Origin of the sequence: Pseudoduganella buxea, assembly GCF_009720835.1 — a bacterium.
GTDB classification, from domain to species: Bacteria; Pseudomonadota; Gammaproteobacteria; order Burkholderiales; family Burkholderiaceae_D; genus Rugamonas; species Rugamonas buxea.
In genome coordinates this window covers 1-23,608 of record NZ_WNKZ01000035.1, presented here as the reverse complement: position 1 = coordinate 23,608, position 23,608 = coordinate 1, and the positions used below count along the sequence as shown (strand labels likewise).

Sequence of the window (23,608 nt, the reverse complement as noted above, 5' to 3'; positions counted from 1 at the left end):
CCGTTAAGGCGATAGTACCGCGGCGGCGATGCGCGCAAGTGGTATGGCTGCCCGACGCCGCCGAAAGCCACGTGCCTGAGGCGAAGCCTGCTGATCAGTCTTTCATGCGGCCGTGCGCCAGCAAGACCTGCAAGGCCCCCAGGGTCTCGACATGCAGCTGCTCCAGCCTATCGTCCTTGTCCTGCGCGGGAATGGCGTAACCGCGTTCGTCCAGTGCATACGGTTCGCCCAGCAAGGCGGCCATGTCGAGCTGGTAGTAACTGCAATCGCCATAGGGCCGCTTGCCGTCGATATAGGGCATCGGCCACGCTTCGTCGCCGTAGGCCAGCACGTCATCGATGCAGTCGCTGTCCACCATGCGCCACTGCGCCGCACGCAGCAGCACCAGGTGCTCGGTACGAAGGTCGAAGAAGCCGGCATCGTCGACACCGCAGGCGCCCGTGGCGAACCAGGCGCGCATGTCGGCCGGTACGGCATAAGACCCCGGCGCCAGCGCGATGGCGGCGACGATGTCGGGGATCAGCCGCCCCACTTCGGCCAGGGTGCGGATCGCCAGCGCTTCGTCGTCCGTGTCCAGCGCCGCCTTGGCCAGCGCCACCGCCGGGCCTTCGCCCACCAGCGGCCTTTCCGCATCGATGCATGGCGCCCCGCTCTCGACGGGCATCCAGTCCACCCGCAGCCGCGCGGCCAGCGCCAGATGGCGTGGCGCCAGCACGGGCGGCATGGCGCCAGCGGTAAAGACGGCCCGGATCACGTCATCGCGGCCGACCGGGAGCACAGCTGTCGTCATGATTCGCCCCGTAGTTCATCCAGAAAGTGGCGACGTTAGCATGGCGGCCCTGCCCCCGCAAGGCGAGCACGCACTCAGTCCAGTTCAGGCCCGTAGCGGTCCGCCTGCACCTTGCCCGACACGCCATGGGTACGCACTTCCGGCGTGATCGGCAGCATGCCGGCATTCCACTGCTCCCACTGTGCCTTCAGGTCTGCAAGCTTGTCCGGGTGTTTCGCGGCCAGGTTGGCCCGTTCGCGCTGGTCCTGCGACAGGTCGAACAGGAACTCGTTGTCGTTCAACTTCAGGTATTTCCAGTCGCCCGCCCGTACGGCTTTCTGGGCATTGGCCTTGTAGCGCCAGAACAGCGTGCGCTCGACGGTCTTTTCGTCGCCGGCCAGGATCGGCAGCAGGTTGCGACCGTCGGCGGGGTGCGACGCGGCCGGCGCCGTGCCGGCCGCCGCCAGCAGCGTGGGCAGCCAGTCCATGCTGATGGCCACCTGGGGGCTGACCTGCCGGGGCTTGATGCGGGCGGGCCAGCGCACCAGGGCGGGCACGCGAATGCCCCCTTCGAGCAGCTCCGTCTTCTGGCCCGAGAAGGGCCACGTCTGCGAGAAGCGCTCGCCGCCGTTATCGCTGGTGAAGACGACGATGGTGTTCTCGGCCAGGCCCTGCTGTTCCAGGGCCTTCAGCACGCGGCCGATGGAGGCGTCCAGCGCCGTCACCATCTTGCCGTAGGTGGCCAGGTTGCCGCCGTCGTAGTGGAAGATATTGCCGATCTGGCGCGATACCTCCTCGTCCTTCGGGCCTTCCCACGGCCAGTGCGGCGCCGTGTAGTGCAGCGACAGCAGGAAGGGTTTTTCCTTGCTTTGCTTGCGGATGAAGTTGGCCGCGCGGTCGCCCAGCAGGTCCGTGTAGTAGCCCACTTCGTGCACGGGCACTTCGCCCTCGTACAGGTCTTCCTTCACGTTCGGACCCACGCCCGGCTTGTGCGTGAAGTAGTCGATGGCGCCGCCGTAGTTGCCGTAGAAGGTGTCGTAGCCGCTTTTCAGGGGACCGAAGTTCGGCAGCGATCCCAGGTGCCATTTGCCGAACAGCGCCGTGCGGTAGCCGACCTGCTTCAGCAGCGAAGGCAGGGTCGGGTGGTCCGGCGGCAGGCCGATGGTATCGGACGCGCCGGCGATCGGCTCCTCCAGCCCGCCCCGCAGGCGGTACTGGTAGCGTCCCGTGATCAGGCCGAAGCGGGTGGCCGAGCACACGGCCGAATTCGAATAGGCCTGCGTCAGCCGTACGCCCTGGGCGGCCAGCCGGTCCAGGTGGGGCGTGGCGAATTCGCGCTGGCCGTAGACGCCCAGGTCCGCGTAACCCAGGTCGTCGGCCAGGATGAACAGGATATTCGGCGCGCCCCCGCCCTTGGCGGCGGCTTCGGCGCGGCCCAGCAGGGGCGCCAGCGCCAGGGTGGACAGCCCGCCAATGACGGCGCGACGTTTCTTGTCGATGGATTTGCTCATGATGATCTCCTCTTAAAATTCGTAGCGGCCCGTGACGCCCACGGTGCGCGGCGTGCCGATGACGGCGTTATAGGAACCGAAACCGCTGTTCCACAGGCTGGTGTAGTACTGCTTGTCGAAGGCGTTCTTCACCCACAGCGACACATCCCAGGCCGTGCCGTTGGTGGTGCGCAGCCCGACCGAGAAATTACTGACGCTGTAGGCCGGTATGCGGGCGTACTCGGAAGCGTCGAGCGTGCCGTAGGTGCTGGCGCGGTAGGCGTAGTTGGCGTTGACATAGCCGTTGATGCCGTCGCCCACGCCTTTCGCATACTGCAGTCCCACGTTGCCGGTCCAGCGGGGCGCGTTGACCAGCGCATCGCGGCCGGACAGATCGCAGAAGGTGCCTGGCCGCTCCGGCGCGCATGGCGCATTGGTGTATTTCAGGTAGCTGGCGTGGTTGAAGGCACCGTTGGCGCGCAGGGTCAGGCCCCGCACGGGCGTGGCGATGGCTTCGATTTCGACGCCCCGCGTGCGCACGTCACCCGCGTTCGTCAAATAGGAGCTGCGCGCGATGGGATCGTAGGCATTGCTCTGGTAGCCGTGGACGACGGTGGCGAAGACATTGCCGTTCAGTTGCAGGCGGTTGTCCAGCAGGGTGCTCTTCACACCCAGTTCCAGTGCGTTCGAACGCTCCGCGCCCACCAGCATCGACGCCACGCCGCCCGTGCCCGGCACCGCCAGGTTGATGCCGCCGGATTTCTCGCCGTGCGAGATGCTGGTGTACAGCAGTACCTCGGGCGCGGCCTTGTAGCCGGCGCTGAGCAGGGCCGTGGGGCTGGACTGGGTCAGGCTCAGGTTGCCCGAGTCGAAGGCGCCATAGCGCCCGTTGCGGGCGGCCAGCGCGGCGCCCGTGACGGTGGCGCCGCCCGTCGGGGCGTTGCGCACCACCCGCGCCCACTTGTCCTCGTAGCTGGCGCGCACGCCGGCCGTCAGGTCCAGGCGCTCCGTCGCATGCCACGTGCTCTGGCCGAACAGCGCATAGCTGTTCACGCGCAGCCGGCCCGGCGCGGTGCTGCCGACGTTATTCCACGCCCCCGGCGCGTTGCCGTTGTACAGGTCGGCCAGCGGGCCGTTGACGGCGAACGAGTTGTTGTCCAGCTCCTGGTAATAGTAATAGGCGCCGAACACGGATTCGACCGGCTTGCCGGACGGCGTGGCCCAGCGCAGCTCCTGCGTGAACTGCTTGTGCTTCGCCGACGCGCCCACGTTGAGCATGATGGGCACGTCCAGGCCGTCGTCGTTGCGGGGCGTGAAGTTCCAGAAGCGCCAGGCCGTCACGGAGGTCAGGCGGGCGTCGTTGGCGAAGGTCCAGTTGGCCTCGGCCGAGGCGCCGCCCTGGTGCACGCTGACGGAAGAACCGCTGTCCAGGCTGACGGCCCGCTCGTTCGGGTCGACCACGGGCGTGGCGCCCACCAGCCTTGCCTGGGTCAATGCGCGCCCGGACGGCCCGGCGCTGTAGAACACCAGGGTACCGTTGTTCGAATGCTCCTCGTTGTAGTCGGCGATGACGCGCAGGCTGAATTCCTTGCCCTGCTCGACCGATACCTGGCCCCGTGCGCCCTGCCGCTGGCCGCCCTGCACGTGGTCGCCGTTGTGGCGATTGACGATGTAGCCGTCGTCCACCGTCTTGTAGGCCGACAGCCGCCCCGCCACCGTCTCGCCCAGGGGGCCCGACAGCACCAGCTTGCCCTGGCCGTAGCCGAAGCGCCCTGCCGACAGTTCCACCGAGCGCTCCGGCGTGAACGTGGGCTTCCTGGTGGCGATATTGAGTACGCCCGCCGTCGTGTTCTTGCCGAACAGCGTGCCTTGCGGCCCGCGCAGCAGTTCCAGCTGCTGCACGTCGAGCGCGTCGAAGGCGGCCATGCCGGGGCGGGCCAGGTAGACGTTATCCAGGTAGATGCCGACCGAGCCTTCCAGCCCGTCGCTGGCGGGGTTGTTGCCCAGGCCCCGCACGGCAAAGCTCATCTGCCGGGCATGGACGTAGTTGATCGTCGTGCTGGGCAGCAGCTGCTGCAGGTCCTGCACGCGGTACAGGCGGTTGCCGTCCAGCGCGTCGTCGCCCAGCACCGTCATGGGCGTTGGCACGTTCTGCGAACTCTCGACGCGGCGGCGCGTCGTCACCAGCACGGTCTGCACGGCGCCGACCACTTCGGCGCCGTCGGCGGCCGGTTCAATCGGCGTGGAATCGGCCGCAGCGGCGGCGGTCAGCGGCACGGCCGCAACGGCGGCGGACACCACATTGCCGGCACCCAGTGCGAACGGTGGCAGGGCGGCCAGCACGGCCAGCGCGGTGACGTTCAAGGTCAGGCCAGGTACGCCTCGACGAAAAGCTTGGTACACGTGAATCCCCTTTTTATTATGCAAAGATGATGGGCAAGCCGGCGCCCTGCCCCGCGCAGGAGCGCCGTTGAAACAGAAGCGGTGGAGTCAAGGCCGGGCGGCGGCCAGCGGCGCGGGCGCAGCGGCAGGCAAGGACACGGGCCATTCGGAACGGGGCGTGCCTTCCGGGACCCAGTCGTAAGGCACCGGCTGCGCGCGGTAGACCCAGTTGGTATCGACCGGGCGGCCGGCGCCGCCCACGGCGGAAGCGCCGTAATAGGGGCTGACGTATTCCCACACGATGTCGCCGGTGCGGGTGACCTGGAACAGGCGGCCGTTCATGCCTTCGTCGATCAGCGTATTCCCGTTGGGCAGGCGGCGCGCGCTGCTGATGAAGGCACTGTAGAAGCTCCACTGGGCCTGGCGCGAATCGGCGGCCGTGTACTGCCACACGATCTGCTTCGTGACGGGATCGATTTCCAGCACGCGCGAATGGGGGAAGATGCCGGGGCTGACCTTCGGGTAGCCCGCCTCGCCCTGGTTGTCGAACACCAGCAGGTTGCCCTCGCCCGGCAGGCCCGGCGCGATGAGGTGCGGGTCGTGCTGGCCGATGATCTGGTCCACCGCCCGCGGTACGGCCGTGGACGCGATGGCCGGGTAGTCCGGGCCCAGCGTCCACACGATGCGGCCCGTGGCGCGCTCGATGATGGCAGTAATGTTCGCTTCGCGCGAACTGATGATGAGGTTATCGGGATGGAAGCGCTTGTCGCCCGCCGTGAACCACCGGTTCGGGCCCACCACGGCCAGGCTGTTCAAGTGCAGGTAATCGTAGGCGGGTACGCCGTGGCGGGGCTGGCCGGCGCGCACCTGGCGCAGGGCGTCGGGCGAGAAGCCCAGTTCCTCCACGTGTTCGGAGGCGGTGCACTGCCACGCGATCTTGCCGGCCGGCGTGACCTCATAGATGACGTCGTCCAGCACGGCCTTGGCGGCGAAGCCTGCCACGCGATGTACCCGGTTGGCCAGCACCAGCGTATTGCCGTTGGCGGTGCGGCGCCAGTCGTGGTGCTGGTGGACGGCGCCGTTGGCGGGGCCGCCGGAGGCCAACGTGGCCGAACCGTAGGCTTCCTGTGCGCCCGTGCCCCACTGCCAGCGCACCTTGCCGTGCCAGTCCAGTTCACCGATGCTGGCATTGCCCAGGCCATTGCCGGCCGAGTGCACGCCGGGCACGCTGCCCAGCTGCAGCAGCACATTGCCGCGCTGGCCGCCCGTCAGCGCCGGGTCCAGCAGCACGGGCGGGAATCCTTCCTGGGCCCACCCGTGCACTTCATTGCCGTTCATGTCGACCAGGTGGGTCTTCTTGTCCTGCCCTGTAAACAATACGTAGCCATTCCACGCCCGCGCCGGGTCGTAGCGGGTGACGCCGGTGGGGAACACGCTGGGCGCGGCGAACGCGGAAAACGCCGTCAGTGCCAGCAGGGCGCCTGCCAGGATGGGGTGGTGCATGAAGCCTCCTTAATATGTTTTTGACACACATTGAAGACTTCATCATAAGGATGGGTTATTAAACGATCCACGAATGAATTTGCATAACAATATTTGGCGGCGCCGTATTTGCTAATGCGGGCCGGCCGGGAAAGCTCCGCTGCGCCCTCACGGCGACACCACGGTCGCCGTGCTGCCGTCCGCTGCCGGCAGCTTGACCGTCAACGTGGCGCTGCCGCTGGGGTTCGGCGGAGTCTAGCGAACAGCCGGCCGGCGCACCGGCGGCAGTCGTTTTGCCGGCTTTTACACGGTTTTGCAGTTGCAACGGAACTGTAATCGAGCCGATATTGCTCGAAAAATGGAGACAGACCCCATTTTTCGAGCAACAAAAAAGGCACCCCGCGGGGTGCCTCGTCAGTGCGCAGCAGTCGGCCGACTACTTGGCTTCCTTGTTGTAGGCGGCCACGCCGTCCACGATTTCCTGCTTGGCCGATTCCGGGCCTTCCCAGCCATCGACCTTGACCCACTTGCCTGGTTCCAGGTCCTTGTAGTGCTCGAAGAAGTGCTGGATCTGCTGCAGGCGCAGGTCCTGCAGGTCTTCCGGCTTCTGCCAGTGCTTGTAGATCGGCAGGACCTTATCGACCGGCACGGCCAGCACCTTGGCATCCTGGCCCGCTTCGTCCGTCATCTTCAGCACGCCCAGGGCGCGGCAGCGCACGACGACGCCTGGGATCAGGGGGAACGGGGTGATGACGAGCACGTCCACCGGGTCGCCGTCCGGCGACAGCGTGTTCGGCACATAGCCGTAGTTGCACGGGTAGTGCATCGCGGTGCCCATGAAACGGTCGACGAAGATGGCGCCCGATTCCTTGTCCACTTCGTACTTGATCGGATCGGCGTTCATCGGGATTTCGATGATGACGTTGAAATCGTTCGGCACGTCGCGGCCGGCGGACACTTTGTTCAGGCTCATGGTTTTCCTCTTAATACAGCTCGGTTATTCAAATTTCATCAAGCAAGCCGCGCAATTATAACGAAACGGTCGGCGGCGTGGCGGCGGATTGTGCAGCGCAACAGCAGCCGGCGCGGCCGCAAAGCCGGCCGCCGGCCGTACCAAACAGGCCTTACAGGATGGTGGCCAGCGCGCACTGGCGGTAGTGGCTGGCCGCCTGCTCGGGCTGCTGCAGGGCTTCGTGCAGCTGCGCCAGCTTCAGATGGGCTTCGCGCACCATGGGTGGGTCGGTGGCGTCGGACAGGGCCTGCTCCAGGTAGCGCTGGGCCTTGCCCCACAGCTTCTGCTTCAGGCACAGCGAGCCCAGCGTCAGCGCCAGTTCGGCGTCGAGCGGGCGTTCCAGCAGCCATGCCTCGCAATGCTCGATCTGGGCCAGCAGCGCGGCCGAACCGGCCGGCGCGGCTGCATCGCGGTAGGCCCGCACGACCCGTTCGTCCCAGTTTGCGGCCAGCGATTCCTCGGCCACCAGGCGCGCCTCGTCGTGCAGCCCACGGCTGTTCAGGGCCGTGGCGGCGCGGCTGGCCACATAGGGCTTCACCCTGTCGACCGACGGAATGGTCGACCACACCCGCATCAGCGATTCGGCATCGTGCGTGCGGTCCGACAGCAGGTCGTTGTAGGCCAACTCGCGCAGCCGCGCCGACAGGGCCGGATGCAGCGCCTTGTGCTTGTCGAGCGAGCGCACCAGGCGCAGCACTTCCGGCCAGTTCTTGGCCTGCTGCTCGGCCTTCAGCGACCATTGCAGCGCGTGGATATGGCGCGTGCCGCTGGCGTTCAGTTCGCGCACGGCAGCCAGTGCGGCTTCCGGCTGGTGGTCGTCCACCAGCAGCTCCGTCATCGTCATCAGGCGCGCCGTCTTCATGGCGGGATCGTCGGCGATGCGGGCCACCCACTGGTCGCGCCGCGCATGCTGGCGCATCCGGTGTGCGGCGCGGGCACCGATCAGCGCGGCCACGCCGGCGTTCTCGGGCAGGTCGGCGGCGCGCAGCGCGGCCTTCTCGGCATGGCCGAAGCGTCCTTCGAACAGGGCCTTCAGCGCGTCGCGCAGGCCCTTGTTGCCGTCCCGTTCACGCTTGCGCTGGCGGTACTCGGCCACCCGCGCCGGCATGCGCATCGTCGCGCGCACGGCGCGCACGGCCGCGTACAGCAGCAGGAACAGCAGCAGCTGCAGCACGACGAAGAAGTTCAGCGACAGGTCCATCCGGTACGGCGGATAGAACAGCACCACGTTGCCGGGATTGAAGCGCGCCGTCACGGCGATGCCGATGGCGGCCGCCATCAGCGCAAGTAACCAGAGGAATAAGCGCATGGTTCAGGGCTTCGCTTTGTAGTTGCGCACGGCGTTCAGGCTGTCGGCCAGGGTCGGCATCTCGATGGCCAGGTTGCTGCCCTGGACCTGGCGCAGCAGCGCCTGCACCGTCTGCGTCTGGCGCGCGCGCGTGTCGAAGTAGCGCAACAGGGCTTCCTGGGCGGCCAGCAGGTCGGCCCGGAAGGCGCCCTCGTTGCGCGACAACAGCGCCATGCGGGCGTTGAGCAGGCGCAGTTTCAGGTTCTCGCGCAGGAAGTAGGCGTGTTCGGGCGCGAGCATCATCGCGTCGGGATTGTCGACGCTGCGTACCCGCACCAGCTGGCGCACGTCCGTCCACATCTCGCTGCTCCAGCTGCTCCACACGCCCTGGACGCGGCCCAGCCAGGTATCGGCAATCGGCTCGGCCACCGGTTCCGGCACGGCAGCGCCGGCGCGGTTGCGGCGGTTCGGTTTCGGCTGCGCTGCCGTCGATGCCGGCGTCGCGTCGGACAGCATCGGCAGCGAATCGACCTGGGCGATCACATTGTCGAGCCGGACGGCCAGGCCGACGGAGTCGACCGACGGCAAAGCCTTCAGCTTTTCCGTGTCGCGCGCAATGGCCCGGCGGATCGTGATGAACTGCGGCTTGTCCGAACGGGACAGGCTGCGGTCGGCATTTTGCAGCGCGATCAGCGCGCCCGGCACGTTACCGGCCAGCTGCAACTGCTGGCTGGCCGTCGACAGCACCTGTTCGATCTCGGCCAGGGCCCACTCGTCGCGGTTCTTCGACATGTCGTTGTACAGCTGCTCGAGCGCCTGCTGCTGGGCCTGGGCTTCCTGCTGGCGCCCTTCCAGCATGCCCACCTTGACCTGCAGCTCCCGCGCCACCTCCTGCGTGGCACGCACCAGCTGGGCCGCTTCCGTCGTCGTCGCATCGCTCTTCTGCAGCCGGCTCGCCATTTCCTGGCGCAGGTTGCGAATCTGGCGGCTCGTGCTGATGCTTTGCGCGGCCAGCAGCACGGCCAGCACGATGACGGCAATCGTCATCGGCCGTTGCAGGATATGGCCCCAGCTGGAGGCGGCGGCCGATGGCGGCTGCTGCGGCGGCTGCGGCGCGGCCGGTGGCGGGCTGACGGGCGGGTTGGCGCCGCCACCTGTCGGTGCGGCCGGTCCTTGTGACGGGTCTGGTAAGGTAGGCAAATCGTTCATGGTCGTGATTGTAACGCGGCGAGCAGGCGCTCGTCGCCGGATCCTGTGAGCGTTACGAGGGGCAGCCCCAGTTCATGCGCGCTGGCGGCGATCCGGGCATGCGGCACGATCAGCCGCTGTTGTTGCATTTTCGCCACGAGATTTTCGCCCGGCACACGGGCCAGCAAGTCCAGCAGGCCCCGCAGCGCCTCGGAACTGGTGATCAGCCAGTCGTTCGGCACCGCCAGCAAGGTCACCAGTCGCGCCGCCAGCGCCGGCGTCAGGGCCGGCACGCTGCGGCGGTAGGCCGGCAAGGTCGTCACGTCGGCCCCGGCCGCGCGCAACCCGTCGGCCATCAGCTCGCGGCCCGATTCGCCGCGCACGATCAGCACGCGCCGCCCGCGCAGCGCAGCCAGGTCCAGGGTTTCGAGCAGGTGTTCGGAGTCGCTGCGGGCAGCGTCATGCGGGCTGACGATGTCGACCCGGTCGGGCGTGATGCCGTGGGCGGCCAGTGCGGCACGGCTGCCCTCGCCCAGCACGGCCAGCGTCACGCCCGCGGGCCACCGTTCGATATGGGCGAAGGCGGCGTCGATGGCATTGGGGGACACGAAGGCCACCAGCGCGAAGTCCTGCAGCCGCGCCAGGGTGGCGCGCAGGGCCGACTGGTCCTGCAGCGGCGCGATGTCCAGCAGCGGCAGCACTTCCACGGCGCGGCCCAGCGCGCGCACGCGCTCGGCCAGCGGCAGGGCCTGCGCCAGCGGGCGCGTGATGACGACGGCGCCGGGCATCCTCAGGCGGCGCCGTCGGCGGCCGCTTTTGCCTGGGCCAGGATGGCCAGCGCATCCTGGTCGCGCAGCTTGTCGGCCACCTGGTCGCCCAGCTGGGCCGCATCCGTGGCCGGGCCGTGCACTTCGGCGCTCGCCAAGCGGGTGCCGTCGGGCGTGGCCACCAGCGCCCGCAGGTACATGGTGCCGTCCTCGATGGTGGCATGGGCCGCCAGCGGCACCTGGCAGCTGCCGCCGAACACCTTCGACACGCGCCGCTCGGCCGTCACGGCCTGGCTGGTGGCGACGTCGTTCAACGGCGCCAACAGCGCGAACAGGTCGACGCCGTCGGCCCGGGGCACGTCCGTGTGGGCGATTTCGATGGCCATGGCGCCCTGCCCCGCCGCCGGCAGGCTGACGGCCGGGTCCAGCACGGCGCGGATGCGCGAAGCCAGGCCCAGGCGCTTCAGGCCGGCCGCGGCCAGGATGATGGCGGCGTAGTCGCCCCGATCGAGCTTGCCCAGCCGCGTATCGAGGTTGCCGCGCAGGGGCTTGACCACCAGGTGCGGATAGCGCGCGGCGATCAGGGCCTGGCGGCGCAGGCTGCTGGTGCCGACCACGGCGCCCGGCGGCAGGGCGTCGAGCGAGTCATACTGGCCGGAGACGAAGGCGTCGCGCGGGTCTTCCCGCTCCAGCACGGCCGCCAGTGCGAAGCCTTCGGGCAGGTCCATCGGCACATCCTTGAGCGAATGGACGGCCAGGTCGGCCCGGCCTTCGGCCATTGCCACTTCCAGTTCCTTGACGAACAGGCCCTTGCCGCCCACCTTGGACAGGCTGCGGTCGAGAATCTGGTCACCACGGGTGGTCATGCCGAGAATCTCCACGACGCACTGCGGATATAATTGTGACAAGCGCGCGCGTACGTGCTCGGCCTGCCACATGGCCAGCCGGCTCTCGCGCGAGGCGATCACCAGTCTGGAAGGGATTTGCTGTGCCTTTTCGGATGTATTCAAAACCGGTACTTTCTTTCGCTGTTGCGGATGCCAACCGGCGTACGCCAGTTACCTGCGCATGGATTCAAGACCATAAATTTTAGCATGCGCTTCCCTGCAGACCGTGGCCACAAGCCCTTGCACCGACACCCATCATCTTTGTTGAAACAACTATGGTAAATTTTGCTAGTGCGACAGACGAACACACCCGCCCACCCGAGGGCGAGCGGGCCAACGACGCCACCGCCGCCGACAAGGACGCGCCGCTGAAGGAAGACATTCGCCTGCTGGGGCGCCTGCTGGGCGACGTGCTGCGCGAACAGGAGGGCGAGGAAGTCTTCGCCGTCGTCGAGACGATCCGCCAGACCGCCGTGCGCTTCCGCCGCGAAGCCGATGCCGGCGCGGCCAAGGAACTGGACGGGATGCTGAAGATACTCACGCGCGAGCAGACCATTTCCGTCGTGCGCGCGTTTTCCTACTTCTCGCACCTGGCCAATATCGCCGAGGACCAGCACCACAACCGCCGCCGCCGCGCCCACCTGCTGGCCGGCTCGAAGCCCCAGCGGGGCAGCATCAGCTACGCATTGGCCAAGCTGAAGGACGCCGGCGTCGACAAGGACACCGTCGACGGCTTCTTCCAGGACGCGCTGATCGCCCCCGTGCTGACGGCCCACCCGACCGAGGTGCAGCGCAAGTCCATCCTGGACGCGGAACACGATATCGCCCGCCTGCTGGCCGAACGCGACATGCCGCTGACGCCGAAGGAACGGGCCGCCAACCTGCACATGCTGCGCGTGCGCATCGCCACCCTGTGGCAGACGCGCATGCTGCGCTACACCAAGCTGACGGTGGCCGACGAGATCGAGAACGCCCTGTCCTACTACCGCATCACCTTCCTGCGCGAAGTGCCCGGCCTGTACGACGATATCGAGGATGACATCGCCACCCTGTACGGTACCGAACAGCCCAAGCCGATTGCCGCGCCCTACCTGCAGATGGGCAGCTGGATCGGCGGCGACCGCGACGGCAACCCGAACGTCAACGCCGGCACCATGCAGCACGCGCTGGCCCGCCACGCCACCACCATCGTCGACTTCTACCTGGACGAAGCGCACGCGCTGGGCGCGGACCTGTCCGTCTCGACCCTGATGGTGGCCTGCAGCCCCGCGCTGCAGGCCCTGGCCGATGCATCCCCGGACCAGTCCGACCACCGCGCCGACGAGCCGTACCGCCGCGCCCTGATCGGCATCTATGCCCGCCTGGCCAGCACGGCGCGCATGCTGGGCGCGACCAATATCCTGCGCAAGGAAGTGGGTCACGCCGAACCGTACGCGGACGCGCAGGCCTTCTCGGCCGACCTGCAGGTGCTGATCGAGTCGCTCGAAGCCAACCACGGCGGCATGCTGGCGCGCCCGCGCCTGACGACCCTGAAACGCGCGGCCGACATCTTCGGCTTCCACCTGGCGTCGCTGGACATGCGCCAGTCGTCGGACGTGCACGAGCGCGTGCTGGCCGAACTGTTCGCCCGCGCCGGCGCCGAGCAGGACTACGCCGCGCTGCACGAGGACGCGAAAGTGGCGCTGCTGTTGGCCGAGCTGGCGCAACCGCGCCTGCTGTATTCGCCGTATATCGATTACTCGGCCGAGACGCAGTCGGAACTGTCGATCTTCCGCGCCGCCCGCGACATCCGCCAGCGCTACGGCAAGCGCGCCATCCGCAACTACATCATCTCGCACACGGAAACCGTGTCGGACCTGCTGGAAGTGCTGGTGCTGCAGCAGGAAACGGGGCTGCTGCGCCAGGACGCCGACGGCGCCGCGACGGCCGACCTGATGGTCATTCCCCTGTTCGAAACCATTCCCGACCTGCAGCGCGCCGCCGGCATCATGGGCAGCGTGATGGCACTGCCGCTGGTAAAGCACCTGGTGGAACAGCAGGGCCGCATCCAGGAAGTCATGCTGGGCTACTCGGACTCGAACAAGGACGGCGGCTTCCTGACGTCGAACTGGGAGCTGTACAAGGCCGAGATCGCGCTGATCGACGTGTTCGAGCAGGCCGGCGTCAAGCTGCGCCTGTTCCACGGCCGCGGCGGCACCGTCGGCCGCGGCGGCGGTCCCAGCTACGAGGCCATCCTGGCGCAGCCGAAAGGCACCGTCAATGGCCAGATCCGCCTGACGGAACAGGGCGAGATCATCGCATCGAAGTTCTCCAACGCGGAGATCGGCCGGCGCAACCTGGAGCTGCTGGTGGCCGCGACGCTGGAAGCGAGCCTGTTGCCGCCGCCGTCCGACACGGCCAAGCACGAGCAGCTGGCCGGCTTCGAGGCCGTGATGGCCGAGGTGTCCGACTTCGCGTACAAGGCCTACCGCGACCTGGTCTACGAAACGCCGGGCTTCACGGACTACTTCTTCGCCGCCACGCCGATCGCCGAGATCGCGGAACTGAACCTGGGCTCGCGCCCGGCGTCGCGCAAGTCGACCCGCCGCATCGAGGACCTGCGCGCCATTCCGTGGGGCTTCTCGTGGGGCCAGTGCCGCCTGCTGCTGCCGGGCTGGTTCGGCTTCGGCAGCGCCATCGGCGCGTGGATCGCCGGCGGCGAGCGCGAACAGCGCATCGCCCAGCTGCGCGACATGCACGCGCACTGGCCGTTCTTCCGCACGCTGCTGTCGAACATGGACATGGTGCTGGCCAAGACGGACCTGGCCATCGCCTCGCGCTATGCCGAGCTGGTGGCGGACAAGGAACTGCGCGAGCGCATCTTCCGCCGCATCTGCGACGAGTACCGCCACACCCTGGAATGCCTGGAGGCGATCACCGGCACGACCGAGCGCCTGGCCGGCAACCCCCTGCTGGCCCGCTCGATCACGAACCGCTTCGCCTACCTCGACCCGCTGAACCACTTGCAGGTCGAGCTGATCAAGCGGCACCGGGCGCTGTCGTCCGAGCCGGACAAGGCCGACCCGCGCGTGCACCGGGGCATCCACCTGTCGATCAACGGCGTGGCGGCGGGCTTGCGCAATACTGGTTGATCCAACGTCTGTTGTAACGACGCCAAGGCGGACCTGCGGGTCCGCTTTTTTTTGTACTTTCGACAGCCCGGCCCCTTAAAATCGCAATTCGTCGCATGCCTGCCACGGACGCCGGCTGCCTCGCTAGAATCTGCCGCACGCCCGTCAAAAACAAAGATAAAGGTATTCGCCATGCTTCGTCCGCCGTCTCTGTCCATCGCCTCCGCCGCCTTCTTTACCGCCCTGTCCGCCGGCATGCTCGCCATGCTGCCTGCCGCCCATGCGGCCGACGACCAGCGCACCCTGGCGCCGTTCCGGGCGATTGCCGTCAAGGGCCCGATCGACCTGCAGATCCTGGCCGGCAAGGCGCAATCCGTGAAGGTCAGCGGCAACGGCGAATTCATCGGCAAGCTGCGCACGACGGTAAAGGATGGCGAGCTGCTGATCGACTATCCGGGCAAGGCCACGCAGTCTACCGACACGGGCAAGATCGTCGTGACGATGCCGAACCTCGTCAAGGTCATCGTCGAAGGCGCCGGCGAAGTCGACATCGACCACGTCAACGAAGAGCGCATCGACATCCAGTTCCAGGGCGCCGGCCGGCTTTCCGCCAAGGGCCGCACCAAATGGCTGCGGCTGAAGGCGCAAGGCGTCGGCCAGGTCGACACGCGCAGCCTGCAGTCCGAGCGCGCCGACGTCAATTTCGAAGGCATCGGCGAAGTCTCCGTGCACGCCAGCCAGACCCTGAACGCCGTCGTGCGGGGGCTGGGCAACGTGGTCTACTACGGCCACCCGAAGACCTTGAACAAGTCCGCCAGCGGCCTGGGTGGGATCAAGGCGGGCGATTGATCAAGGGGGCGGCAGCACCAGTCGCGCATGCCGCAGCTGACGCACCCGAATGAATCCCAGCGCCTCGTAGATTCCGATGGCCCGCGCATTGCCGCTGCCCACGTGCAGCATCGGCGTGATGCCATCTTCCTGCATCGCATGCATGACGTGGCGCACCAGCAGCGCCGCGTAGCCACGCCCCATGTAGCCGGGCCGGGTGCAGACGGCGCTTACTTCGCGCGCTTCGCCCATGTCCATCCGTTCGCCCGACAGGGCCACCAGCCGGCCCTGGTCGAAGATGCCGAAGTAGCGGCCCATCGTGCCGGTGCGCGCGCGGAAGTAGCCGGGAAAGGCGACGTCAGTCAATTCCTGCATGGCCGGGTCGAGCGGGTCGAGCAGCGTCACGCCTTCGCGCGGCGGTGCGGCGATGGCGCCGCCCGTATAGACCATCTGCGTCACGCCACCCAGTTCACGCACTTCCCAGCCGGGCGGCACGGCCGGGATGGCCCCGACGAAGAACACGTCCTCGCGCAAGAGCGCCAGGTCCCCGGCCGGCACCGGCATGCCTTCCTCCGGCACGGCGGCGAACGGCGCCACATCGGGCGGGTAACGCCGCATCGCACCGAGCGGTTGCGCCAGTTGGCGCTGGCCGCCGTGCAGGGCGGCCCAGACGGGATTGGCCAGCCCGGCCAGCCCCTGCTCAGTCATTCCCATACAGTATACTTTCTCCTTTTTCGAAAGTTCCACCATGAGCACCCTGCCACCCTGCCCGCAATGCGCGTCCGAATTCACCTACGAGGATGGCGCCAGCCTGGTGTGTCCCGAGTGCGCGCACGAGTGGCCGGCCAAGGCCGAGGCGGCGCCTGATTCCACCAATACGGCCCGGGTCTACCGCGACGCTTCCGGCAACGTGCTGCAGGACGGCGATACCGTCACCATCATCAAGGACCTGAAACCGAAGGGTTCCGGCGGCGTCATCAAGCAGGGCACGAAGGTCAGGAACATCCGCCTGGTCGATGCCGACCACGATATCGACTGCAAGATCGACGGCTTCGGCGCGATGAGCCTGAAGACCGAGTTCGTGCGCAAGGTGTAAGCCCGCGTTTCTCAAGCCCGATCTCAAGCTGGATCTCACGCCGGATACAGTCCGCGCGTGCGGGCGAACAGCCGGGTCAGCCCGAACAGCGCGTCGATATTCGGCGTGGCCACGCCGACGCGCTGGCCGATCTCGCGCACGGCGCCGACGATGTTGTCCAGCTCGATGGGCCGGCCCGCCTCGACATCCTGCAGCATCGACGTCTTGAACGCGCCCAGCTTGCGCGTGACGCCATGGCGGTCTTCCGGCGTCTCGTCGATGGCGCAGCCGATACGCGCGCCCACCAAGCCGGCCTCGCGCATGGCCGCGATGCAGAAGGCGCTGGCCAGCGGATCGTCCAGCAGGCGGTCGGCCGTCGCGCCCGTGATGGCCGTGACGGGATTGGTCGTCATATTGCCCCACAACTTGTACCAGATATCGTAGCGGATGCGTTCGGACAGCGTGACGGCGAAGCCCGCCCCGCCCAGCACCTCGCTGACGTGGCGCGCCCGCGCGGACACGCCGCCATCTGGTTCGCCGACGATCAGGCCATTGCCCATGCGGTGCTGCACGACACCCGGCGCCACGGTGGACGTGGAAGCGTGGATGACGCAGCCGAGCAGGTGACGGTACGGAACGGCCGCGCCGACGGCGCCACCCGGATCGACGCTGTCCAGCGGCCCGCCCGGCAGCGGCGAAGCGCCTTCCGCGAACCACCAGGGCACGCCGTTCATGGCCGGCAGCACCACCGTATCGGGCCCCAGCAACGGTCCGATCGCCGGCGCCACCTGGCCCAGGGCCGGCCCCTTGACGGCGATGACGACCAGGTCCTGCACGCCCAGGTCGGCCGCGTCGTCCGAAGCCGTTACGGGCGCCTGCACCAGCTGGCCCGCCTCATGCAGCCGCCAGCCGTGTTCCCGCAATGCCGCCAAGGTGGCGCCCCGCGCCAGCGCGCTGGTGGCGATGCCGCTGGCCGCCAGCCGCGCGCCGATAAAGCCGCCGACCGCGCCGGCACCCACGATGCATGTCTTCATTGCCGTTCCATCTCCCGTATTAAAAATCTTGTGACCGAAATGATAACGTATAGTGAGGCCGGGCTTCTCCTTCCGCCACCACATCGCCATGACCATGACCATGACAATGACCGCCACCTTCCGCCTGTCGATCCTTGCGGCGCTGCTGCTGACCGGCCCTGCTGCCCTCGCCGCTTCCTGCGGCCAGGCGCCAAAGGGCGAGCTGGCCGCGCAGCGAATCGCTGCCGTGCAGCCGAGCCGCGAAGGCGCCAGCCTGTACGAAGGCCCCGTGTGGCGGGGCGGCGCCCTGTACTTTTCCGATTTCGCCACGAGTGCCCCCTTCCCTTCGCGCATCCGCAAGCTGTCGTCCGGCGACAGCGTCGTCACCGTCGTCGAGGACAGCGGCAGCAATGGCCTCGCGGTGGACGCCCGCGGTGCGCTGGTCGCCGCCACGCACAAGGACAAGGCCGTGGCGGCGTATCCGCCGGGTGGCGGCAAGCGTGTCGCCGTCGCGGCGAGCTACATGGGCGCTGTCTTCAACTCGCCCAACGATATCGCCATCGCCGCCGACGGCACGCTGTATTTCACCGATCCGGACTACCAGAAGGCGGCGGCGCCGGGCGGCCAGCCCGTCACCGGCGTGTACCGGGTCGGCACGAATGGCGACGTCACGCTGGTCGACGGCAGCCGCCGCAATCCGAACGGCATCGCACTCTCGCCCGCCGGCGACACCTTGTACGTCACGGCTGCGGACGGCGCCTTGCACGCCCATGCCATCGCGGACGGCAGGCCGGCACCGGGACGGCTGCTGGTGGCCGGTCTCGATGGCCCGGACGGCATGACGGTGGACTGCCACGGCAACCTGTACGTCACCGAACATAGCGCGCGCCGGCTGCGCGTGTTCTCGCCACGCGGGGGCGAACTGGCCACGATCCGTGTCGACGCCAACGTGACGAACGCCGCCTTCGGTGGCGACGACGGCAAGACGCTGTTCATCACGGGCGCGGGCGCGATCTGGCGCGTAAAGCTGGACGTGACGGGCGCGCCCTACTGAACGCTGCAAACCCTGCGGGCAAAAAAAGGGAAGCCCGTGGGCTTCCCTCGATGACCGATCCGGCGGGATCGGTTTGGAGTCATCAGTTTTGCAAGATCAGTTTTGAGTCAGGAAGGTCTTCAGCTTGTCCGAACGCGACGGCTGGCGCAGCTTGCTCATGGCCTTCGCTTCGATCTGGCGGATACGTTCGCGCGTGACGTCGAACTGCTTGCCCACTTCTTCCAGCGTGTGGTCGTTCGACATCTCGACGCCGTAGCGCATGCGCAGCACCTTCGCTTCGCGCGGGGTCAGCGAGTCCAGCACTTCCTTGATCACGTTGCGCATCGACGCATGCAGCGCGGCGTCCAGCGGCGCCAGGGTGGTGTTGTCCTCGATGAAGTCGCCCAGCTGCGAATCGCCGTCCTCGCCCATCGGGGTTTCCATCGAAATGGGTTCCTTGGCGATCTTCATGATCTCGCGCACCTTCGATTCCGGCATCTCCATCTTGACGGCCAGGGTCGCCATATCCGGCTCGCTGCCCGTTTCCTGCATGATCTGGCGGCTGATGCGGTTCATCTTGTTGATCGTCTCGATCATGTGCACCGGTACGCGGATGGTGCGGGCCATGTCGGCGATCGAACGGGTGATGGCCTGGCGAATCCACCACGTCGCATACGTGGAGAACTTGTAGCCGCGGCGGTATTCGAACTTGTCCACCGCCTTCAGCAGGCCGATATTGCCTTCCTGGATCAGGTCGAGGAACTGCAGGCCGCGGTTGATGTACTTTTTCGCGATCGAGATCACCAGGCGCAGGTTGGCCACCGTCATTTCGCGCTTGGCGTGACGGGCGCGCTTCTCGCCGGCCGCCATCTGCTTGTTGATCTTGCGCAGGTCGGCCAGCGGCAGCGCGACACGCTCCTGCAGGTCGATCATCTTGTTCTGCAGTTCCTTGATGGCCGGGACATTGCGGCCCAGGACGATGCTGTACGGGTGGCCCGCGCCGACTTCGCCGTCGACCCAGTCCAGGTTCGTCTCGTTGCCCGGGAAGACCTTGATGAAGTGGGCGCGCGGCATGCCGCAGCGGTTCACGCACAGTTCCAGCACGGCGCGCTCGATGCCACGTACCTGTTCCATCTGGCCGCGCAAGGTGTCGCACAGCTTCTCCACCACTTTCGCGGTGAAGCGGATCGACAGCAGCTCGGCCGAGATGATGCCCTGGGCCTTCTGGTAGGCGGCGGTGCCGAAGCCGGCCTTGCGCATCTTGTCGAACTGGGCCGAGATGACGGCGAAGCGCTCCAGCGCGTCGACCTTCAGCTGCACCAGCTGCTCGGTCGAGAAGCCGGCCGCGCCGCCATTGGCGTCGCCGTCCTCTTCTTCCTCTTCCAGCTCTTCCTCGTCGTCGTCGTCCGGGTTGCTGACGGCGCGCGCCGGTGCCACCGGGGCCGACGTCTCTTCCGGATCGACGAAGCCGTCGACGACGTCGTCGACCTTCATCTCGTCGCTTTCGATCTTCTCGGCCAGGGCCACGATCTCGGCGATCGTCGTCGGGCAGGCGGAGATGGCCTGGATCATGTCGCGCAGGCCTTCCTCGATGCGCTTGGCGATCTCGATCTCGCCTTCGCGGGTCAGCAGCGCGACGGCGCCCATTTCACGCATGTACATGCGGACCGGGTCCGTGGTGCGGCCGAAATCGGAATCGACGGTGGACAGCGCGGTGGCGGCGGCGGCTTCGACTTCGTCGTCGCTGGCGGCGGTGGCCACGTTATCGGACAGCAGCAGGCTGTCGGCATCGGGCGCGCGTTCGTAGACGGCGATACCCATGTCGTTGAAGGTGGCGATGATGCCTTCGATGGCTTCCGGCTCGACGATACTTTCCGGCAGCTGGTCGTTGATCTCGGCATAGGTCAGGAAGCCGCGCTCCTTGCCCATGTTGATCAGGTTCTTGAACTGCTGGCGGCGCTTTTCCAGGTCTTCCTGCGACATGCCTTCGGCGCTGCCCAGCGCGTCCAGGCCCTTGGCCTTGCGTTCGCGTGCTTTCGACGCGGCCTTCAGTTCGGCGCGCTCGACGGCGTTCAGGGCCGCCACTTCGTCGTTTTCGGGCGTGAATTCGCTCGGCTTGCGGCCGCGGCGGCCCGGCACCTTCACGGACGGCAGCAGGTAGCCGGAGGTGTCGATCGAGGCCAGGGTGGCAGCGTCCGTGACCTGGCTGACGGCGGCGGGCGCCGTCGGCGGCAGGGCCGGATCGATGACGGCGGCGGACTTGTCCAGCTTTGCCTTGCGCACGCGCACCACGGGCGCCTTCGGCACGGCCGGTGCGGCAGCGACGGCGGCATCGCCAGAGTCGGCGGCAACGGCGGCCAGCGGCGCATCGGCAGCCTCTTCCTGGCCCGGCACGGCCACCAGGCGCGGACGGGTCTTCTTCACGACGGTCACTTTGCCGGCAGCCTCTTGCGCATTATCGATCACATAGGATAAGGTGGTCTTCGTTACCGCCAGCGGCGCCGCTTCGGTGCGCGGTTTTTTGGCGGACAGCGTTAAGGTTTTCGGCGTTTTCGTCGTCATCAAATATCTCTCTGTGCCACGCAACGGGGCGCGGCGCAAGTGAACAATCCAGCATGGCCTGCAAAAACGGGCCACATTGGTACGTATATGGGGATCATCCTGAATGAAAAAAGCCCGTCGAACGGGCTTGCTACCGCATAGTTCATCCAGTGGTTTCAGTACAAGAAGAGATGGCACATGCCTGCCTGCGCACAACGCGGCTCGGGCGCGGCGGCGGCGCATGACGCCACCTCGTCGCGCAACGCTGCCAGCGTCGTCGTCACGGCTCGCGGGTGATTTCCACACCCGCCATGCGGAAAACCCTGTGCAGGGAACCGCGGGGTACTCTCGATCAAACTGAACTAACTCTTGGCCAAACGGATTCCACACCGTGCTGCATTTGGTGCGTCGGTCATTATACACGGATTCGCGATGGTTTTACATGCAGCCCCGTCTTAATCATGCGGCCACCCTCGTGGCAAAACCCGCATCATGATTGAAATTGCAACGCGCCGGGCCCGCGCACATGGTATGCTGGCGCCTCTTGCTTAATCTGTGAAGTCGATGAACACTAGCCTTACCTCCCAGCCCGCCGACGGCGCCGAACCCATCGCCACCCCGGGCAACGACACGATCGCCGGTGCGATCGGCAATCCGACCGACAACGCCACTGACGCCGAAGGCGCCGGCAGCGATGCGGCCGAAACGCCTGCCGCGCCAGCGCTTGATGCGACTGCGCCCGCCGGCCAGGCCACGGGCCCGACCAGCGCACGCGCGCTGCTCAAATCCCTGCAGCAGCAGTTCGCGCCGTTCCGCGATTGCCTGCCCCTGTCGATCGGTATCGACAAGCAGATCCTGGCCCAGGTGCCGGGCATCGACCGCAAGCTGATGCGCGCTGCGCTGGGCATCCACACGGGTTCGCAGCGTTACCTGCGCACCATGGAAAAAGCCACCGTCCGTTATAACCTGGACGGGAGCAAGGGCGCCGAAGTGACGGACGTGCACCGCAAGCACGCCAAGGACACCTTGCAGGAACGCTTCCGCAAGGAGGCCGAGCGCAAGAAGGCCGAACGGGACGCCGCCGCGGAAGAGGAAAGCAACCGTCGCCGCCAGGAAAAGCTGGAACAGCTGACCGCCAAATTCTCCCGCAAAGGCTGATGGTCGCGGTGGCAGTGCAATCCCCGGACCGCGCTGGCAGCACCGCGCCTGACGCGGAACTGCCGCCGTATCACGGCATCGCCCTGACCGACGTGCACCTGGTGCGCACGGTGCAGGAGGCCGAAGCGGCGCAACAGGCGCTGCTGGCCTGTGACGCGATCGGCTTCGATACCGAATCAAAGCCCACCTTCGTCAAGGGCCAGGGCTCGGACGGACCGCATCTGGTGCAGTTTGCCGACGAGCAGCGCGCCTGGCTGTTCCAGATCGGCCCGGACAGCGCCCCGCTGGTGCCGGCGCTGAAAGCGATCCTGGAGGCGGAAGACGTGCTGAAACTGGGCTTCGGCCTGTCCGACGACGTGAAACGGGTACGTGCCAAGCTGGGTATCGAACCGGCCCGCATCGTCGACCTGTCGACCGCCCTGCGCGTGCCGGGCCAGAAGCACGACCTGGGCGCGAAGAGCGCGGTCGCCAAGTTCTTCGGCACGAAGCTGCACAAGTCGAAGAAAATCTCCACCACCAACTGGGCCGCGCCACGCCTGACGGACAAGCAGATCCTGTATGCGGCCGACGATGCCCAGGTGGCGCTGCGCGTGTACCGCCACTGGCTGGCGCTGGGCAATGTGCTGCCGCCGCCGCGGGCGCCGCGCCGCCGTCCGCCACCGGCCGCCTGATACGGGGCACCTTTGCAGCACAGGCGCGGGCGCCGCTCACGCCTTCTTGAACGGGAACCGCGCATGCCTGATTCAATTTCGCTCCGCCCTGCCTTGATCCTGCTGGCCATGCTGGCACTCCCGCCACTGGCCGTGGCCGCCCCCGCGCCGGACACGCTGGAGCAGCGCCTGGCGCCCTGCCTCGCCTGCCACCAGGTGAAGGACCGCAACGACGCCTTCTTCCCGCGCCTGGCCGGCAAGCCCGAAGGCTACCTGTATAACCAGCTGCGCAATTTCCGCGACGGCCGGCGCCAGTTCCCCATGATGACGTATATGGTCAGCCAGCTGCCCGAGCCCTACCTGCGCGAGATCGCCGGCTGGTTCGCTGCCCAGCATCCGCCCCATGCCGCCCCCGCACCCGTGCAGGCCACGCCGGCCCAGCTGGAACGGGGCCGCGCGCTGGTGCTGCAAGGCGACGCGGGCCGCAAGGTGCCTGCCTGCGTGGCCTGTCATGGCGCGCAGCTGGGCGGCGTCGCGCCGGCCATTCCCGGCCTGGTCGGGCTGCCGCGCGACTACCTGAACGCCCAGTTCGGCGCCTGGCGCAACGGCGTGCGCAAGGCCCAGTCGCCCGACTGCATGGCGCTGGTGGCCAGCCGCCTGACGCTGGACGACGTGGCCGCCGTATCGGCCTGGCTGGCCAGCCAGCGCGTGGACGAAACCGTGCGCCCGGCCACGGCACTGGCGGCGCCGCTGCCCCTGCCCTGCGGCGGCGTGCCCGCAGCGGAAGGAGCGCGGCCATGAAGCGGCGTGGCGCGATCTTCCTGGCCATGCTGGTCTTGCTGCTGGCCACCGTGACGGGCCTGTTGTGGCCCCGCCACGATGCCGGCCCACCGCCCAGCGCGGCGGCGCAGGCGCTGCCGGCGTCGGAGCGCATT

At 67.5% G+C, this 23,608-nt stretch carries 19 protein-coding genes; 7 read left to right on the top strand and 12 right to left on the bottom strand.

The window, feature by feature from the left end:
• Positions 1-94 precede the first annotated feature (94 nt).
• The 9 genes from GM672_RS13610 to hemC form a co-directional block, all read right to left on the bottom strand.
• Positions 95-790 (bottom strand): hypothetical protein, encoded by a 696-nt coding sequence (locus GM672_RS13610; RefSeq protein WP_155471078.1) that lies wholly within the window; start codon positions 788-790, stop codon positions 95-97.
• Positions 791-864: 74 nt separating this feature from the next.
• A complete protein-coding gene (locus GM672_RS13605; RefSeq protein WP_155471077.1) occupies positions 865-2,280 on the bottom strand; it encodes a sulfatase-like hydrolase/transferase in 1,416 nt (471 codons plus the stop codon).
• A 12-nt stretch (positions 2,281-2,292) separates the two neighbouring features.
• Entirely contained in the window at positions 2,293-4,662 is a 2,370-nt protein-coding gene (locus tag GM672_RS13600; protein ID WP_170300058.1) for a TonB-dependent receptor, read from the bottom strand.
• Between the two features lie 87 nt (positions 4,663-4,749).
• Entirely contained in the window at positions 4,750-6,144 is a 1,395-nt protein-coding gene (locus tag GM672_RS13595; RefSeq protein WP_155471076.1) for an arylsulfotransferase family protein, read from the bottom strand.
• 415 nt (positions 6,145-6,559) lie between these two features.
• On the bottom strand, positions 6,560-7,096 hold the full coding sequence (gene ppa / locus GM672_RS13590) for an inorganic diphosphatase (RefSeq protein ID WP_155471075.1): 537 nt from the start codon (positions 7,094-7,096) through the stop codon (positions 6,560-6,562).
• 151 nt (positions 7,097-7,247) lie between these two features.
• Positions 7,248-8,444 (bottom strand): heme biosynthesis protein HemY, encoded by a 1,197-nt coding sequence (locus tag GM672_RS13585; protein ID WP_155471074.1) that lies wholly within the window; start codon positions 8,442-8,444, stop codon positions 7,248-7,250.
• 3 nt (positions 8,445-8,447) lie between these two features.
• Positions 8,448-9,632, bottom strand: a complete 1,185-nt coding sequence (locus tag GM672_RS13580; protein WP_155471073.1) for a uroporphyrinogen-III C-methyltransferase — start codon at positions 9,630-9,632, stop codon at positions 8,448-8,450.
• On the bottom strand, positions 9,629-10,399 hold the full coding sequence (locus GM672_RS13575) for a uroporphyrinogen-III synthase (RefSeq protein WP_155471072.1): 771 nt from the start codon (positions 10,397-10,399) through the stop codon (positions 9,629-9,631). Before GM672_RS13575 ends, GM672_RS13580 begins: the two co-directional genes overlap by 4 nt.
• Positions 10,400-10,401: 2 nt before the next feature.
• On the bottom strand, positions 10,402-11,349 hold the full coding sequence (gene hemC, locus GM672_RS13570; RefSeq protein ID WP_260115688.1) for a hydroxymethylbilane synthase: 948 nt from the start codon (positions 11,347-11,349) through the stop codon (positions 10,402-10,404).
• Between the two features lie 191 nt (positions 11,350-11,540).
• On the opposite strand from hemC, the gene ppc reads away from it, so the two are divergent.
• Together ppc and GM672_RS13560 are read left to right on the top strand one after the other, a co-directional pair.
• Positions 11,541-14,396 carry a phosphoenolpyruvate carboxylase gene (gene ppc, locus GM672_RS13565; RefSeq protein WP_155471071.1) on the top strand — a complete coding sequence of 952 codons (2,856 nt, stop codon included), beginning with the start codon at positions 11,541-11,543 and terminating at the stop codon, positions 14,394-14,396.
• A 171-nt stretch (positions 14,397-14,567) separates the two neighbouring features.
• Entirely contained in the window at positions 14,568-15,224 is a 657-nt protein-coding gene (locus tag GM672_RS13560; protein WP_155471070.1) for a head GIN domain-containing protein, read from the top strand.
• Here the strand turns inward: GM672_RS13560 and GM672_RS13555 are convergent, their stop codons facing one another.
• Positions 15,225-15,917, bottom strand: coding sequence for a GNAT family N-acetyltransferase (locus tag GM672_RS13555; RefSeq protein ID WP_170300057.1), 693 nt, complete (start codon positions 15,915-15,917; stop codon positions 15,225-15,227).
• Positions 15,918-15,951: 34 nt separating this feature from the next.
• Between GM672_RS13555 and GM672_RS13550 the strand changes: the two genes are divergently transcribed.
• Positions 15,952-16,299, top strand: a complete 348-nt coding sequence (locus tag GM672_RS13550; RefSeq protein WP_155471068.1) for a zinc ribbon domain-containing protein YjdM — start codon at positions 15,952-15,954, stop codon at positions 16,297-16,299.
• Positions 16,300-16,334: 35 nt separating this feature from the next.
• Here GM672_RS13550 and GM672_RS13545 read toward each other — a convergent pair whose 3' ends face one another.
• The gene (locus GM672_RS13545) at positions 16,335-17,312 is read right to left on the bottom strand and encodes a 2-dehydropantoate 2-reductase (RefSeq protein WP_155471067.1); all 978 of its coding nucleotides are present in this window, start codon (positions 17,310-17,312) and stop codon (positions 16,335-16,337) included.
• A gap of 100 nt (positions 17,313-17,412) precedes the next feature.
• On the opposite strand from GM672_RS13545, the gene GM672_RS13540 reads away from it, so the two are divergent.
• Positions 17,413-18,345: an SMP-30/gluconolactonase/LRE family protein gene (locus tag GM672_RS13540; protein ID WP_229417722.1), complete on the top strand. Its 933-nt coding sequence runs from the start codon at positions 17,413-17,415 to the stop codon at positions 18,343-18,345.
• 96 nt (positions 18,346-18,441) lie between these two features.
• On the opposite strand, the gene rpoD is transcribed toward GM672_RS13540, so the two are convergent.
• Complete coding sequence (gene rpoD / locus GM672_RS13535; RefSeq protein WP_155471066.1) at positions 18,442-20,886, bottom strand: RNA polymerase sigma factor RpoD; 2,445 nt, start codon at positions 20,884-20,886, stop codon at positions 18,442-18,444.
• Between the two features lie 624 nt (positions 20,887-21,510).
• Between rpoD and GM672_RS29215 the strand changes: the two genes are divergently transcribed.
• The 3 genes from GM672_RS29215 (at position 21,511) to GM672_RS13520 (ending at position 23,474) form a co-directional block, all read left to right on the top strand.
• Entirely contained in the window at positions 21,511-22,023 is a 513-nt protein-coding gene (locus GM672_RS29215; RefSeq protein ID WP_229427712.1) for a ProQ/FINO family protein, read from the top strand.
• Positions 22,023-22,694 carry a 3'-5' exonuclease gene (locus GM672_RS13525; protein ID WP_155471064.1) on the top strand — a complete coding sequence of 224 codons (672 nt, stop codon included), beginning with the start codon at positions 22,023-22,025 and terminating at the stop codon, positions 22,692-22,694. Before GM672_RS29215 ends, GM672_RS13525 begins: the two co-directional genes overlap by 1 nt.
• A gap of 63 nt (positions 22,695-22,757) precedes the next feature.
• Positions 22,758-23,474 (top strand): c-type cytochrome, encoded by a 717-nt coding sequence (locus GM672_RS13520; RefSeq protein WP_155471063.1) that lies wholly within the window; start codon positions 22,758-22,760, stop codon positions 23,472-23,474.
• The last annotated feature ends 134 nt before the right edge of the window (positions 23,475-23,608 follow it).